The sequence below is a fragment of the Streptomyces sp. NPDC003720 genome (assembly GCF_042875075.1).
Taxonomy (GTDB): Bacteria; Actinomycetota; Actinomycetes; order Streptomycetales; family Streptomycetaceae; genus Streptomyces.
Window position 1 is genome coordinate 968,803 of sequence record NZ_JBIANZ010000001.1, and the last position, 14,356, is coordinate 983,158.

The 14,356-nt window shown below is 72.3% G+C and carries 16 protein-coding genes; 5 read left to right on the forward strand and 11 right to left on the reverse strand.

All coding sequences use genetic code 11. From position 1 onward, the window contains the following. Window positions 1-130: 130 nt before the first annotated feature. Genes ACFYU0_RS04725 through ACFYU0_RS04740 form a run of 4 tightly spaced genes read left to right on the forward strand, consistent with a single transcriptional unit; the run spans window position 131 to window position 3,367 of the window. A complete protein-coding gene (locus ACFYU0_RS04725; protein WP_389297756.1) occupies window positions 131-1,198 on the forward strand; it encodes an amidohydrolase family protein in 1,068 nt (355 codons plus the stop codon). A 1-nt stretch (window position 1,199) separates the two neighbouring features. Beyond that, on the forward strand, window positions 1,200-1,955 hold the full coding sequence (locus ACFYU0_RS04730) for an iron-sulfur cluster assembly protein (RefSeq protein WP_389297757.1): 756 nt from the start codon (window positions 1,200-1,202) through the stop codon (window positions 1,953-1,955). Beyond that, window positions 1,952-2,977 carry an NAD(P)-dependent alcohol dehydrogenase gene (locus ACFYU0_RS04735; RefSeq protein ID WP_351663504.1) on the forward strand — a complete coding sequence of 342 codons (1,026 nt, stop codon included), beginning with the start codon at window positions 1,952-1,954 and terminating at the stop codon, window positions 2,975-2,977. Before ACFYU0_RS04730 ends, ACFYU0_RS04735 begins: the two co-directional genes overlap by 4 nt. A 57-nt stretch (window positions 2,978-3,034) precedes the next feature. Next, entirely contained in the window at window positions 3,035-3,367 is a 333-nt protein-coding gene (locus ACFYU0_RS04740) for a putative quinol monooxygenase (protein ID WP_389297758.1), read from the forward strand. Between the two features lie 81 nt (window positions 3,368-3,448). Here ACFYU0_RS04740 and ACFYU0_RS04745 read toward each other — a convergent pair whose 3' ends face one another. Then, window positions 3,449-4,018 (reverse strand): dienelactone hydrolase family protein, encoded by a 570-nt coding sequence (locus ACFYU0_RS04745; protein ID WP_389297990.1) that lies wholly within the window; start codon window positions 4,016-4,018, stop codon window positions 3,449-3,451. A 66-nt stretch (window positions 4,019-4,084) separates the two neighbouring features. Between ACFYU0_RS04745 and ACFYU0_RS04750 the strand changes: the two genes are divergently transcribed. Beyond that, window positions 4,085-4,648: a winged helix-turn-helix domain-containing protein gene (locus ACFYU0_RS04750; RefSeq protein WP_351663510.1), complete on the forward strand. Its 564-nt coding sequence runs from the start codon at window positions 4,085-4,087 to the stop codon at window positions 4,646-4,648. A gap of 25 nt (window positions 4,649-4,673) precedes the next feature. Here the strand turns inward: ACFYU0_RS04750 and asnB are convergent, their stop codons facing one another. The 10 genes from asnB to ACFYU0_RS04800 all read right to left on the reverse strand — a co-directional run bounded on the left by asnB (window position 4,674) and on the right by ACFYU0_RS04800 (window position 14,351). Continuing rightward, entirely contained in the window at window positions 4,674-6,515 is a 1,842-nt protein-coding gene (gene asnB / locus ACFYU0_RS04755) for an asparagine synthase (glutamine-hydrolyzing) (protein ID WP_389297759.1), read from the reverse strand. A 314-nt stretch (window positions 6,516-6,829) separates the two neighbouring features. Further along, the gene (locus ACFYU0_RS04760; RefSeq protein WP_389297761.1) at window positions 6,830-6,961 is read right to left on the reverse strand and encodes a hypothetical protein; all 132 of its coding nucleotides are present in this window, start codon (window positions 6,959-6,961) and stop codon (window positions 6,830-6,832) included. 197 nt (window positions 6,962-7,158) lie between these two features. After that, entirely contained in the window at window positions 7,159-7,797 is a 639-nt protein-coding gene (locus ACFYU0_RS04765) for a TetR/AcrR family transcriptional regulator (RefSeq protein ID WP_351663516.1), read from the reverse strand. Between the two features lie 149 nt (window positions 7,798-7,946). Further along, window positions 7,947-8,843 (reverse strand): alpha/beta fold hydrolase, encoded by an 897-nt coding sequence (locus tag ACFYU0_RS04770; RefSeq protein ID WP_389297762.1) that lies wholly within the window; start codon window positions 8,841-8,843, stop codon window positions 7,947-7,949. Continuing rightward, complete coding sequence (locus tag ACFYU0_RS04775; protein ID WP_389297764.1) at window positions 8,843-9,796, reverse strand: VlmB-like protein; 954 nt, start codon at window positions 9,794-9,796, stop codon at window positions 8,843-8,845. The genes ACFYU0_RS04770 and ACFYU0_RS04775 overlap by 1 nt, the downstream gene beginning before the upstream one ends. An 85-nt stretch (window positions 9,797-9,881) precedes the next feature. After that, window positions 9,882-10,880 (reverse strand): phosphatidylglycerol lysyltransferase domain-containing protein, encoded by a 999-nt coding sequence (locus ACFYU0_RS04780; RefSeq protein ID WP_389297765.1) that lies wholly within the window; start codon window positions 10,878-10,880, stop codon window positions 9,882-9,884. Beyond that, window positions 10,877-11,383 carry a hypothetical protein gene (locus tag ACFYU0_RS04785; RefSeq protein WP_351663524.1) on the reverse strand — a complete coding sequence of 169 codons (507 nt, stop codon included), beginning with the start codon at window positions 11,381-11,383 and terminating at the stop codon, window positions 10,877-10,879. Before ACFYU0_RS04785 ends, ACFYU0_RS04780 begins: the two co-directional genes overlap by 4 nt. After that, a complete protein-coding gene (locus tag ACFYU0_RS04790; protein ID WP_389297766.1) occupies window positions 11,383-11,886 on the reverse strand; it encodes a type II toxin-antitoxin system RatA family toxin in 504 nt (167 codons plus the stop codon). Before ACFYU0_RS04790 ends, ACFYU0_RS04785 begins: the two co-directional genes overlap by 1 nt. A gap of 1 nt (window position 11,887) precedes the next feature. After that, window positions 11,888-13,219: an aspartate aminotransferase family protein gene (locus ACFYU0_RS04795; RefSeq protein WP_389297767.1), complete on the reverse strand. Its 1,332-nt coding sequence runs from the start codon at window positions 13,217-13,219 to the stop codon at window positions 11,888-11,890. 4 nt (window positions 13,220-13,223) lie between these two features. Further along, a complete protein-coding gene (locus ACFYU0_RS04800; RefSeq protein ID WP_351663530.1) occupies window positions 13,224-14,351 on the reverse strand; it encodes an acyl-CoA dehydrogenase family protein in 1,128 nt (375 codons plus the stop codon). Between the last annotated feature and the right edge of the window lie 5 nt (window positions 14,352-14,356).

Here is a 14,356-nt window from a genome sequence, read left to right on the forward strand (position 1 = left end):
CGGGAACGGGCGGGTTCCCGCGGGCCGGGGGAGGGGACGCGCGGCGTGACGGCCGACGACTCGCAGGCTCCCCGCTCCGTGCCTAACGTCGATGGTGTGGCACGAGGCATTCAGAGGGACGGAGGCCGACGTGTACGGCAAGGACGGCGAGAAGTACTTCATCGTGGACGCGCACATAGCGCTGTGGGACGCACGCCCAGAGAACCAGCTCAACATCCACGGCAAGCAGTTCATCGACTGCTTCTACGACTACCACCGCAACCTGAGCCCCGAGTCGGAGGTGTGGCCGTACGAGGAGTACCTCTACTACGGCGGGCAGCGGCTGATGAAGGACCTCTTCGTCGACGGGTACGTGGACCACGCGATCTTCCAGCCCGCCTTGCTCAGCGCCTTCTACCGCACCGGCTTCGGGCAGACGGAGGAGGCCTCCGCGCTGGCCGGCCAGCACCCCGACAAGCTCACCTACAACCACTGCTGGGACCCCCGGTACGAGGAGCGGGGCCTCGAACAGCTGCGGCGCGACGCGGACCGGTTCGCGCTCAAGGGCGCCAAGCTCTACACCGCGGAGTGGCACGGCGACTCGCGCGGCTGGAAGCTGGACGACCCGTGGTCCTACCGCTACCTGGAGACGGCCCAGGAACTGGGCATCAGGAACATCCACGTGCACAAAGGGCCGACGATCCGGCCGCTGGACCGGGACGCCTTCGACGTCGCGGACGTCGACAAGGCCGCAACGGACTTTCCCGAACTGAACTTCGTCGTCGAGCACTGCGGGCTGCCCCGGCTGGAGGACTTCTGCTGGATCGCCACCCAGGAGCCCAACGTGCACGCCGGACTCGCGGTCGCCATGCCGTTCATCCACACCCGCCCCCGCTACTTCGCCCAGATCATCGGAGAGCTGCTGTACTGGCTGGACGAGAACCGCATCCAGTTCTCGAGCGACTACGCGCTGTGGACACCGCGGTGGCTGATCGAGCGGTTCGTGGACTTCCAGATCCCGGAGGACATGCAGGACGAGTACGCGCCGATCACCGTCGAACAGAAGAAGAAGATCCTCGGCCTCAACGCGGCGGCCATGTACGGCATCCCGGTGCCCGCCGAGGCCGAGGTCGCGTCCACCGCCCCGGGCCCCGCCGCGAGCGAGGCCGCCGGCCCGGCCGGGGCCGCCTCGGTCGCGGCGCAGCCCACGGAGGCGTGACATGCCCGGCGGAACCCTGGAGCAGCGGGCCAGGAAGGCGCTGGACGCGGTTCTCGACCCCGAACTGGACGAACCCATCACCGACCTCGGCTTCGTCCGCTCAGTCGAGGCCCGTCCCGACGACGGGCTGACGGTGCACCTGCGGCTGCCCACCTCCTTCTGCTCCCCGAACTTCGCCTACCTCATGGCCTCCGACGCCAAGGACGTGCTGACCGCCCTGCCGGACGCCGGCCCGGTCACGGTCCTGCTCGACGACCACCACGACTCCGACCTCATCAACCGCGGTCTGGCGGCCGACGCCGGATACCGGGGCACGTTCGGCGCCGAGGCCGAGGAGAGCCTGGAGGAGTTGCGGCTGGTCTTCCGGCGCAAGGCCCACGCCGCGGCGATGGAGCGGGCCCTGACCGCGCTGCTGCGGCAGGACCGCTCGCGCACCGAGGAGAGACTGCACGAGGTGGTGCTCGGGGACCTGCCCGACACCGCCGCGACCCGTGCGCTGCTGCGCCGGCGTGCGGCGCTCGGCCTCGGCACGTCTCCCGCGGATCCCCTCCTCGTCGACGACGACGGGCGCCCCTTCACGCCGGAGGAGATTCCGCTGCGGGTCCGGTTCGCCCGTGCGGTCCGTATCTCGATCGACGGCAACACCCACTTCTGCCGCGGGCTGCTGCGGACCCGCTACCCGCAGTCCGCGGCGGACCAGTCCCCCCGGGCCGCGGAGCCGCGGCCCGCCGTGCTGCCCAGGGAGAAGGCCTCGTGAAAGCAGTCCAGGTCGTCGGCTACGGCCGTGACCCCGAGATGACCGACGTGCCGGAACCCTCGGTCACCGGCCCGTACGACGTGGTCGTGAGGATCGGCGGCGCCGGCGTGTGCCGGACGGACCTGCACATCCTGGAGGGGCAGTGGGCGCAGAAGTCCGGGGTGACGCTGCCCTACACGATCGGGCACGAGAACGCCGGCTGGGTGCACGCGATCGGAAGCGCCGTCACCAACGTCGCCGAGGGCGACAAGGTCATCGTCCATCCGCTGATCACCTGCGGACTGTGCCGGGCGTGCCGGTCGGGCGACGACGTCCACTGCGAGCAGAGCCTCTTCCCCGGCATCGACACGGCCGGCGGCTACGCCGAGTACCTGAAGACCTCCGCCCGCAGCGTGATCCGCATCGACGACTCACTGGAGCCGGCCGACGTCGCCGCCCTCGCGGACGCCGGCCTCACGGCGTACCACGCCGTCGCGAAGGCTGCCCGGAAACTGCGGCCCGGCGACCGCTGCGTGGTCATCGGCGCCGGCGGGCTCGGGCACATCGGCGTGCAGGTGCTCAAAGCCCTGACGGCCGCCCAGATCGTGGTCGTGGACCGCAATGCCGACGCGGTGAAGCTGGCCGGCTCCATCGGCGCCGACCACGGCGTCGTCGCCGACGGGGGGCACGTCGAGCAGGTGCTGGAACTGACCGGGGGACGGGGAGCGGAAGTGGTCATCGACTTCGTCGGCGAGGGCGGCGCCACCCGGGACGGGGTGCGCATGCTGCGCCGCGCGGGCGACTACCACGTGGTCGGGTACGGCGAGAACATCGACGTGCCGACCATCGACATCATCTCCAACGAGATCAACTTCATCGGCAACCTCGTCGGCTCCTACAACGACCTGCGCGAGCTGATGGTGCTCGCCGCCCAGGGCCGGGTCCGCCTGCACACCACGCCCTATCCGCTCGACCGCTTCCAGGACGCCCTCTCCGACCTGGACGCGGGCCGGGTCCGGGGCCGCGCGATCCTGGTCCCCTGAGCGGACATCCCGTCAGGCCCGGTCCGCCGGGCACCCGCACGTCCGCAAGGAGCATCGATGATCTTCATCACCGCCAAGTTCCGGGTCCTGCCCGAGCACGCCGACGCCTGGCCCGAGATCACCGGGGAGTTCACCCGGGCCACCCGCTCCGAACCCGGCTGCCTGTGGTTCGACTGGTCCCGCAGCGTCGACGACCCGACGGAGTACGTCCTGGTCGAGGCATTCCGCGACGACGACGCCGGGGCGGCGCACGTCGGCTCCGACCACTTCCGCACGGCCTGCGAGACACTCCCGCGCCACCTCGCCGAGACACCCCGCATCGTCAACGTGACCGTCCCCCAGGACGACTGGTCACGCCTGGGCGAGATGACGGTGCCGGAGAGGAGCTGACTTCAGGCCTTCTCCAGCCGCCGATCCCGAAGTGGGCGTCCGTCGCGACCACTCGGCGACGGCGGCCACGGCCCGCGCCGGTCAGACGGAGGTGAGGAACGCCCGCACCCGTTCCAGGAGCAGTCGGGACGCCTCCGGGTCGTACGCGGCGAGCGAGGAGTCGGCGAAGAGGTGCCCGTCGCCGGGGTAGACGAACAGCTCGGCGGCCGACGTGGCGCCGGTGAGTTCGCGTGCGGCCGGCAGGTCCTCGTCGAAGAACTCGTCGCCTTCCTTGCCGTGGATCTGCACCGGCACCCCCTCGGGCCACGCCTCCCCGAACTCCGTGACCGGGAGGCAGGAGTCCAGGAGCAGTGCCCCGCGGGCCCCCGGCCGGGTCTGGGCGAGCCGCTGGGCGAACGTCACGCCGAAGGAGAAGCCGGCGTAGACGAGCTCGGGGCGCAGGCCGTCGGCCGCGGCGGCGCCGCGCTCCCGGATCGCGTCGAGACCCTGCTCACGCACGAATGCGAACCCCTCCTCGATCCCGGCGAAGGTGCGGCCGTCGAACAGGTCGGGCGTGTGCACGGTGTGCCCGGCCTGCCGCAGGTCGTCGGCGAAGGCCCGCACGCCGTCGGTCAGGCCCTGGATGTGGTGGTACAGCAGCACTTCGGCCATGTCGGCGGTTCCCTCGCTCAATGTTCGACTATTTTGGAACGTTCGGCGAGGCTAGACTGTTCTGCCATGGCCGACAACCCCCCGGACTACGAGCTGGCCGATCGGATGGCGCTGACCAGGCCGGCCCAGGTGAAGGCCATCGGCCACCCGCTCCGCACCACGATCCTGCAGCTCCTCCACGAGCGGGCCGCGACCGTCACCGAGCTCGCGACCGCGGTCGGGCGGCCCAAGAGCACGGTCGCGCACCACGTGGACGTGCTCACGCGCAACGGTCTGCTCCAGGTGGTGCGCACGCGGCGGGTCCGGGCGATCGAGGAGCGCTTCTACGGGCGCACCGCGCGCATGTTCCACATCGCGGCCGAGTCCTCACCCGCCGGCGAGGAGGCGTCCGGCGACTTCAACGACTTCGAGGTGGCTGCACGCGAGTCCTCCGACGCGTTCGAGCAGGGGAGACTCTGGGGCTTCATCCGGCACGCGCGCATCTCGGAGGAGCAGGCCTCCGAGTTCTGGGACCGGATGGCCCGACTGGTGGACGAGTTCGACCGGATGCCGAGAGCCGGTGAGACCGTGTACGGGTTCGCGGTCGGCATCTACCCCACCGACCACCCGACCCTGCCGGCACCGGAGTGACGCACCTGCCCGGAGTCCGTGGGGTTCAGTCGAGGGTGAGTTCCGGCGAGTAGAGGTCCAGCCACCCCGCGAGGTCCAGGGCGCGTTCCAGACCGCGTCGGGCCGCCTGCGTGCTGACCGGCGCCTCGCGTTCCGCCGCCCGCCGGAGCCGGTCCCGGTCCACCAGGTCGAAGACGGGGTGGGAGGGCCGGGTGAGCAGTCGCCCGACCTGCTCCTGCAGGGCGCGGGCGTACCGGGGGTCCTGTGTGGACGGGTAGGGGCTCTTGACCCGGTCGTAGACCGAGCGCGGCAGCACGTCCGCGGACGCCTCACGCAGCAGGCTCTTCTCGCGGCCGTCGAAGGACTTCAGCGCCCACGGCGCGTTGTACACGTACTCGACCAGCCGGTGGTCGCAGAACGGCACCCGGACCTCGAGGCCGACGGCCATGCTCATCCGGTCCTTGCGGTCGAGCAGGACGCGGACGAAGCGGGTCAGGTGCATGTGGCTGATCTGCCGCATGCGGTACTCGAAGTCGCTCTCGCCGTCCGACCGGTCGACGGCGGCGACGGCGGTGCGGTAGCCGTCGGCGACGTACCCCTCCAGGTCGAGTGACTTGGTGAGGTCGGTGCGGAGCACATCGGCGTCCTCGCCGAAATGGCGCCCCATGGTCGCCAGCCACGGGAAGGTGCCGGCGCGGCGCGCCTCCTCGTCGAAGAACTGCAGGTAGCCGCCGAACACCTCGTCGGCGGACTCGCCGGACAGGGCCACGGTGGACTTCTGGCGGACGGCGCGGAAGAGGAGCAGCAGCGAGGCGTCCATGTCGCCGAAGCCGGCGGGCAGGTCGCGGGCCCGGATCACCCGCTCGCGCACGGCGGGGTCGGCCAGGGACTCGGCGTCGAGCACGATGTCCTGGTGGTCGGTGCCGGCGAGCCGGGCCACGTCGTGCACGAAGGGGGCGTCGGGGGTGCCCCGCAGTTCGTCGGCGACGAAGTTGTCCGTCTGGCCGACGAAGTCGACGGCGAAGCTGCGCACGGTCTCGCCCTGTTCGGCCAGTTGCCGGGCGGCGAGCGCGGTCATGGCGGAGGAGTCGAGGCCGCCCGAGAGCAGTGTGCAGCGCGGTACGTCGGCGACGAGCTGGCGGCGCACGATGTCGTCCAGGAGCGAGCGCACGGTGGCGACGGTGGTGTCGCGGTCGTCCGGGTGTGGGCGGGTCTCCAGCCGCCAGTAGACGCGGGTGGCGAGGCCGGAGCGGTCGACGGTGACGACCGTGCCGGGTTCCACCTCGCGCATGCCGTCCCAGACGGCGTGCCCGGGGGTCTTGACCATGACGAGCAGTTCGCGCAGCCCGTCCAGGGTGACGCGGCGCCGGGCCAGCGGGTTGGCGAGGATGGCCTTGGGCTTGGAGCCGAACAGGACGCCGTCGGGGGTGGGGTAGTAGTAGAACGGCTTGATGCCCATGCGGTCCCGGACCATCACCAGCTTGTCGTGGCGGCCGTCCCAGACGGCGAAGGCGTACATGCCGTTGAGCCGTTCGGCGACGGCGTCCCCCCATTCGAGGTAGCCGTGCAGGACCACCTCGGTGTCGGAGTCGGTGGTGAACCCGTGGCCGCGCCTCTCCAGTTCCCGGCGCAGCTCGGTGAAGTTGTAGGTCTCCCCGGAGTAGACCAGGGCGACGGCTCCCTCGGGCGTGGAGACGGACATCGGCTGGCGGCCGCCGGGCAGGTCGATGATGGCGAGCCTGCGGTGTCCGAGGGCGACGGGGCCCTCGGACCAGGTTCCGCGGTCGTCCGGGCCCCGGCAGGCCATGGTCTCGGTCATCGCGTGCAATGCGGTGGCCTCGGTGGTCAGATCACGGTCGTAGGAAACCCATCCGGTGATGCCGCACATGCGCTGCCTCCAGCTCCGCCGGCCGCCGGTCCGGCGCTCGGCTGCGGCTTCGCAGTGTCCAGGACCGACCGGCAAACCAGTTGTATCGAGCACCTAGATGACGAGCGTCCGTCAAGCACTCGGCGCCGGTCAACGCGTCCGTAACCCGGCCGGCATGTCGGCCCTGGTGAATCCGGCCGTGCTTTGCCTCCGCGAGATCCGCCGACCGCCGTGCCGTCCGGCCGAGGGCACCGGGAACCGGCCACGGGCAAAGACTTCCCCAAACAAGGTGCCCGCTACAGCTTCCCAGCCGGAACCGGTCCGGCGCCTTGGGCTCAGTCACCCGAGAACCCGAAAATCCCGAGGTGGGTGGGCTCGTCGCCGGTGTACAGCACGACATAGACGCCGGTCCACCGCATGCGGCACTCGTCGAGGAGCGTCTCCGCGCGGTCGGGCGGCAACGCCATGGCAGCACGGGACTGCGTCACAGGCTCCTCGAACCGGCCGGGACACCGGACTCCGGGCCTGTGCGGCGAGGGCCGAACCGGGGGACGCCCTGCCGTCGGGCTCCTCCCGGGCCGCGGGGGGCGTGGTCGGGGGAAGTCGCGACGGCAGGGCGTCGTGAGCTGTCCGGGGCGCGTGGGAGGGGGCGTCCCGCGGGGGGCTACCGGTCGGAGGGGCGCTCGCGGGCGTCGGTGAGGCGCGGCGGGGAGTCGAGCGTCGCCGCCACCAGATTGCGGACCGCCTGTTCGTCGAAGCTCACGTCGAAGAAGAGGCTGCGGAACAGCATCAGGCCCGCCCACATGTCCAGGATGGTGGAGATGTCGGCGTCCTTGGCCATGTCGCCTCGGTCGACGGCGCGCTGCAGCACCGCCGTGGACTGCCGCTTGCGTTCCTCGATGAGTTCCTCTCTCAGCCGGCGGCCCAGCTCGGGATCGGCCGCCGCGTCCGAGACCAGGGCCGGCAGTACCAGGCGGACCCTGGGGGAGCCGTAGAGCGCTGCGAGCGTCTCGGCCACGGCGATCACCTCCTGCTCGCTGTCCCCCGTCTCCTCGACGGGGATCTGCGGAAGCTGCGTGCGTACGGCGTCCAGCGTGAGGGCCGCCTTGTTGGGCCAGGAACGGTAGATCGTGGCCTTGCCGACACCGGCCTCCTGGGCGATGCCGCCGATGGTGAGCCGGCTGTATCCCAGCTCCCCGAGCATTTTGAGCGTCGTCGTCAGGATGCGTTCGCGGGCCTCGAGATCCCGCATGCGCTGGCCGTTCTCCCCTGACGTCGCAGTGAGGGATCTGGTCTGTCCCATGTCTTGCCACCTCTCTCGGCCACGCGGCTCTGCGGGGGGTTCACCGATAAGGAGGTGATGTAGAACGAGCCGTCTCGTTCAGTATAGTGATGATTCGAAAGCGATTTCAAAGTCTCCGCCGATAACAATCCTGCTATCGACGCCAGGCCCTACTTGTCACCACTCGTCGCCCGGTCATGTACCCAGTCGGAGATCCGGGCCGCGATGTCCGCGCCCGAACGAGCCCACCGGACATGGTCGCTCCGGTCACCGGCCGGCGGCTGGTAGTGCCAGCGTTCCACCTCGGCGGAGCTCAGTTTCGCGCACAGCCGGTCCACCGCACTCGGAGGGGCGAGCCTGTCGCCCGCCACGGAGACGGCCAGCACCGGCAAGGTCACCCCGCCGAAAGCGGCTTCGTAGTCGAAGTCCGCGCCGGACGGCCGGAAGCGCCCGGTGCGGCTGATCCGCGCCCAGTCGCGCATGAGCCGGGCGGGCTGGCGGCCGCCGAAGCCCAGCCGGTGCCCCGGCCAGTACCCCCACAGGGCGGAGATCACCGAGATGAACTGCGTCCCGGCCAGCACCCGTAGACGGGCGGCGCCGGAGAACCCGCGGTGGTCCACCGACCCGGCCGCCACCGTGACCAGACCGTCCACGCCCTTGGGCTCGCGGGCCGCGTAGAGGGCGCTGACCTGGCCGCCGAAGCTGTGCCCGAGGAGGAACAGCGGAACCTCCCCGCCGAACCGCTCGCGGACGGCCCCGACCACGACGGGCCAGTCACGTACGGCGAGTTCGTGGTACCCGTAACGCGTCGCGCGCCCCGCCCGCGGCCGGCTGTGCCCCTGTCCGCGCAGGTCGGCGACGACGACGGCGATGCCGCGGGCGGCGAGTTCCCCGGCGAAGGGGGCGTAGTACGAGGCGGTCACCGCGAGGGCGGGCCAGAGCAGGACGACCGCCCGCGGGGCGGTTCGCGGCACCGTCACCAGCGCGGCCACGCACGGCCCGCCGGCCGGGCCGTCGCCGGCCCTACCGGACAGGGGGATCCGCCAGACGTCCCCGGCGGTACCCACTACAAGGCCCCGTCGAGCAGCATGTGGGCCAGTCGCGCTTCCTGGGTCTCACGGGACCACCGTTCGGCCGCCGTCATCCGCTCCTCGATCCCGGTGTCGACCAGGCGGCGCCCCGGCCAGATCTCGTAGTCGCCCAGCAGTTCGCCGTGCTCGGCGATCCCCTGCTGGAACAGCGACTCCCGACGGAACAGCACCTCCTCCATGGGGAGTTTCTCCCACAGCCGCCGCCCCTCCTGCAGGAGGCCGAGCAGGCGCTCGCGCTCCCCGGGACGCTCGGTGAGGTACCGCCGGATCACGGAGCTGCCCACCGCGAGATGGCGGATCTCGTCCATGTTCGCCCCGCGTTCGACGAGCGCCGCACCGGGGTCCAGCAGGCGCCACTTCCGCTCGCTCAGCTCCGCGGCGGGCGCCAGGACACCCTCGACGAGCACGGTCAGGACGAGGACGCCGCCGTAGAAGTCGCCCTGGTCGCGCAGTACGTGCAGACCGAAGGCCTCCAGCGGGTCGAGGACCGCGGCGCCGGACCCGCTCGCGGTCCTTGCCACGGCGGCCGCCACCTCGGCCTCGGACAGCCCCGCCTCGACCAGGTGCTCGCGGAAGACACGCGCGTGGCGCGCCTCGTCGATCAGCTGGGTGGAGAAGAACTCCAGGCAGTCGCGGTCCGGGGCGTGGAAGACGAGGAAGGACAGGGCACGCGCGGCCTTCTCCTCCGCCAGCGTCCGGAAGGTGAACTCGTCGACGAGGGCGTCGCGCAGCGGGCCGGGGCGGCGCGCGGCCTCGGCGGCGGCACCGGCCGTCACGGTGCCGTCGGTCAGGCGGCGCAGCATGGAGCCCGCCACGTGCTCGAGCCAGTAGGGCAGATCGCAGTCGCCGGGGGTGAGCTGGAGTTCGCGGGCGCCCTCCAGCACGCCGGGAGCGTTGTCCCAGTCGGCTTCCAGGGGGAGTGCGGTCATGTGCTGCTCCTAGAGTCGGGGTGTCGGGTGACAGGGGTGTTCGCAGGCGGTGTGCCTGAAGGTGACCGGTGGCGGGAGGGCGCCGTCAGAGCGCGCCGGTCGCGCGCAGCAGGCGCCAGACGGCGCCGGGCCGCACCCGGTCCTGGAAGGCGGCGTACTCCGGTTCGATCGTGTGCGGGTCCCACTTGAGCTTGAAGGCCTCCTGGGTGCGCGCCGGATAGACCGCGCCGCCGTGCCGGGCGACCAGGCGCAGAGCCCGGGTGAGGGACGCCGACGCACAGGAGGGCTCGTGTGCGTCCGCGAGTCCGGCGAACGGTGTGAGACCCAGGTGGAGCCAGCCGGCCCCCTCTTCCGCGAAACGGTTCAGCGCGGTGAGGTTGACCAGTTCGACCGTGCCGGTCGGGGCCTGCGGACTGCGGCGCGTCAGGTCGTACAGCCAGCCGGAGCGCTCGCCCCACACGGGGGAGTAGGTGATGTAGGCGACGATCGCCCCCCGGTGCCGGGCGAGGAAGGTGCGGCGCAACGGCCGCCCCGGGCCGCCGCGTTCGCCGACCAGGAAGGTGAGCTGCTTGACGTGGCGTCCCTTGGCCCGCAGCCAGTCCCGGTCGATCCGGTCCAGGGCCTGCTCGTCGAGCGACCCCGCCGGCGCCTCCGTCACCGTCACGCCCTCGCGGCGGGCCCGCGAGACGTTCTGCCGGACCTTGGCCAGCGCCTTGCCGCGCAGCGTGAAACGCTCCAGGTCGATGCCGTACGAGCTGCCGATCTGGTTGACGGTGAAGCCCCGCTCGGCATAGAGGCCGACGTCCTGCGCCCGCAGTTGCACGGCGGTCAGCCGTCGCCGTCCGCCCAGCGTCGCCAGGTACTCGTCGAGCAGCGGGCCGCGCGCGTCGCCGGGTGCGAAGGGCGCGGCGAACTGGACGACGTGACGGCGCCCCGGCAGGTAGGCGACCAGGCCGGGGGAGCGTCGGCCGTGGTGGTGCCGCGTGTCCGAGTTGACGGCGAGGAACGCGCTCGGGTGGTCGGCGTGGGCGCGTAGCACGTCGATCGCGTCCGGCGTCCCCGGTGCCCGGACGGCGGCCGTCATCGGGTCGCCCGCACGGTGTCCAGCGCCGGTTCGGCGCTCACCGGAGCGGTCGCGGCGCCGTCACCGCCGCCCAGGGACTGCTCCAGGCGGACGAAGGCCGGGTGCGGCTTGGGCTCGAACGGCACGGCGAACGGCTTGAGGAAGTTCCCGAGCAGCCCCCGGTCGCCGCACAGATGGATGGGCACGGCGAGCAGCGCCCACTCCGGGCGGACCAGCCAGGCCCACAGACCGGCCACCGCCGCCGCGGTGAGCCAGCTGTGCATCGTGTTGTACAGGACGTAGTAGACCCGGGGGACGTACCCGGATGCGGACCGGCGATGGGCCAGGGCCCCGGGCAGATAGCCGATCACGTCGATGTAGGCGAACATGCCCACGGCCACCCACCAGCGCACCTGGTCCAGGTGCGTGAGCAGGAGCCCGGCGCTGAGGGCCAGCCCCGCGCAGTACTCCGCGCGCAGCAGCCGGTAGGTGACCCGGGTCTCGAAGCGGTTGGCGGCGTCCATCAGGCCGCCTCCCTCGTCGCGCCGGCCGCGCCGCCCGCTGCGGTCAGGGCCGGCCCGAGCGCGGCCGGCGCGTCCCCGAGCAGCGCGCGCAGGATCTGCTCGACGGTCTCGCGAAGGACGCGTTCGGCGACCGGGTCGATGATCCCGGCGAGGCTCGGCAGCCCGAAGTCGAAGGCGGCGGCGAACCGCACCCGCGCACCTCCCGACGCCCGCGGGGCCACCTCCCAACGGCCCTCGAAACTCTCGAAGTCGCCGTCCGTCTGCCGGAACGTGATGGTCAGCGCAGCATCGTCGAAGTCGTCCTGCTCGGTCCAGGCCAGGACGCCGTTGCGGAAGTCGACCTCCCAGTCGCTGAGCACCGTCGTGCCCTTGCCGGTCGGGTGCACCGCCACCGAGCGGACCACGTCGACGAGTTCGGGATAGCGGGCGAAGTCACGGATCCGGTCGTACGCCTCCGGTGGCGTCAACCGGGTTCCGTCGTAGCTGAGTTCAACGGTACGCATGTCAGTTCCCTCCGGGGTCGGGCTGGGGGCGCGCTGCGGGGAATCGCTCTCCCAGGGCCCGGGCGGCGCCCTCCAGCGCCTCGGTCAGTCGGTCGGTCTCGGCGTCGTCGAGCACCGCGGGCGGGGTCAGGCGGACGACGGTGTGCGCGTTCAGCGAGTGGTTGGCGATCACGTCCCGTTCGAGCAGTTCCAGCAGGAACTCGCCCGCTAGGCCCGCGTCCTGGAACTCCACACCGATGAGCAGACCCAGCCCGCGCACGTCCCGCACCAGGTGGCCGCAGTGCCGGGCCACCAGGTTCCGCAGGGCCCCGAGCAGCGTCGCGCCCAGCCCGGCCGCCCGGCCGACCAGGCCCTCCTCCTCGACCACCGCGACCGCCGCCTCGGCGGCGGCCATCGCCAACGGCGCCGCCGAGAACGTCGACGTGTGCAGGAAGGGGTCCCGGTCGAAGGGGGCGAAGGCCCGCGCCGTGGCGACCGCCGCGGCCACCGGGACCACCCCGCCGCTCAGCGCCTTGCCGACCAGCAGCACGTCCGGCGTCACCGCCTCGCGGTCGGCCCCCCACCAGTGGCCGAGGCGTCCGAGGCCGGTCATCACCTCGTCGAGGACGAAGAACGCCCCGGCGTCCGCGCAGGCCGCCGCGACCGCGCGGAGGTAGCCGTCCGGTGGTACGACGACACCGGCCTCGCTCTGCACCGGTTCCACCAGCACCACCGCGTCCGACCCATCCGGGCCCAGCGCCTCGCGCAGCGCGGCGGCGTCGCCGTAGGGGACGTGCACGGTGTCCGGCAGCAGCGGCAGGAACGGGTCCCGGTACAGCGGTTTTCCGGTGGCGGTCAGGGCGCCGAGCGTCTTGCCGTGGAACCCGCCGGCCGTCGACACGATCCGCCGATGGCCGTGCGCCCGCGCCAGCTTGAGCGCCGTCTCGACGGCCTCCGCGCCGGAGTTGGTGAAGTGGACCCGCTCCAGGCCGGCCGGAGCGACCCGCACCAGGGCCTCCGCCGCGTCGGCCGCCTTCGGCTCCAGCAGGAGCCGGGTGGCCAGCGGGTGGCGGTGCAACTGCCGTTCGACGGCGGCGACCACCCGCGGATGCCGGGCCCCGGCGAGGAAGACGCCGTAGCCGCCGCAGTTGAGGAACTCCCGCCCGTCGGCCGTGCGGACCGTGGCGCCGTAGGAGTCGACCTCGACATGGCCGCCGAACATCTCGCCGAGCTTGCCCCGGCCCCGGCTCAGGTACGCCTTGTAGCGGCCGGGCACGTCCCGGCCCGGCGACGCCTGGGTGCCCGCCGGCGTGGCGCCGGGCTGCCGCCCGAGCGGCCTCGCGTCCGTGTCCATCGCGTCACACCACCCGCAGCGGTGCGCCGGCATGGTGCTCCAGCAGGGAGTCCGCCATGGCCCCGCGGGAGGGCGGGTGGAACGCCAGGGCGCGGCTGACCGCCAGCAGGTGCCCGGTGTCCACGGACGTCGCGAAGGCCAGGCCGCCGAGCAGCTCCGCGGCCCGGTCCGCCGCCGTGACCAGCAGTTCCTGCACCGCGTAGCGGGCCGTGAGCACCGTCGCCAGCTCGTCGTTGCCGACCTGGCCCTCGTCCACGATCCGCGCCGCGTTCTCGGTCAGCGCGATCGCCGCCTCCACGCTCGTCACCACGGCGGCCCGGTCGGTGGCGCTGCCCCGGCCGGCGTCCAGCGCGCTTTCCGCGAGCCGGGCCACCGCTCCGGTGTACACGCTGCTGACCAGCAGCTCGAACCACACGAATCCGACCGTCTGCAGGGTGTCAAGACCGGTGCCGAGCTCCACCTGCGGACGCAGCATCAGCTCCGCGGGCACGAGGACGTCCTCCAGGACGACCTCGTCGCTCTCGGCGCCCGCGAGGAACGGGGCGTTCCAGAACGGCCGCCGGGTGATGCCCGGCGAGTCGGCGGGCACCAGCGCCACCCCGAGCTCCCTGCCGCCGTCCGCACCGGGCAGCGAGACGCTCGCGGTGATCAGGTTCATCGACCTCGACAGGCTGCACGGCTTCTTGCTGCCGTTGACGAGGTACCCGCCCTCGGTCGCCCGCGCCGAGACCGCCGCGTCCAGGGTGCCGGCTCCCGCGCGTCCCTCGGCGAACGCGGAGGCCACCAGCAGCCGGTCCCGGGCGATGCCCTCGATCAGCATCCACTCGAGGCCGGAGGCGTCCGCGGAGGCGACCAGCGCCACCAGACTCGCCACCGAGAAGTTGTGCATCGCGGTCGCCACCCCCAGAGAGGGGGACAGCGCGCCGATCGCCCGGGTGACCCGCGCCGCCCGGAGCGCGCCCGCGCCCGCCCCGCCGTACGCGGCGGGCACCAGCAGTCCCGGACCGCCGCTCTTGCGGAACGCGTCGAGCCCCGGCCCGCCGGGCGACTCCAGCTCCGGCAGCGGTACGTCCGCCAGCGCCGGAGCGAGTCCGGGCAACAGCTCCTCGCACGCCTCGCGTGCCCTGTCCATGCCGC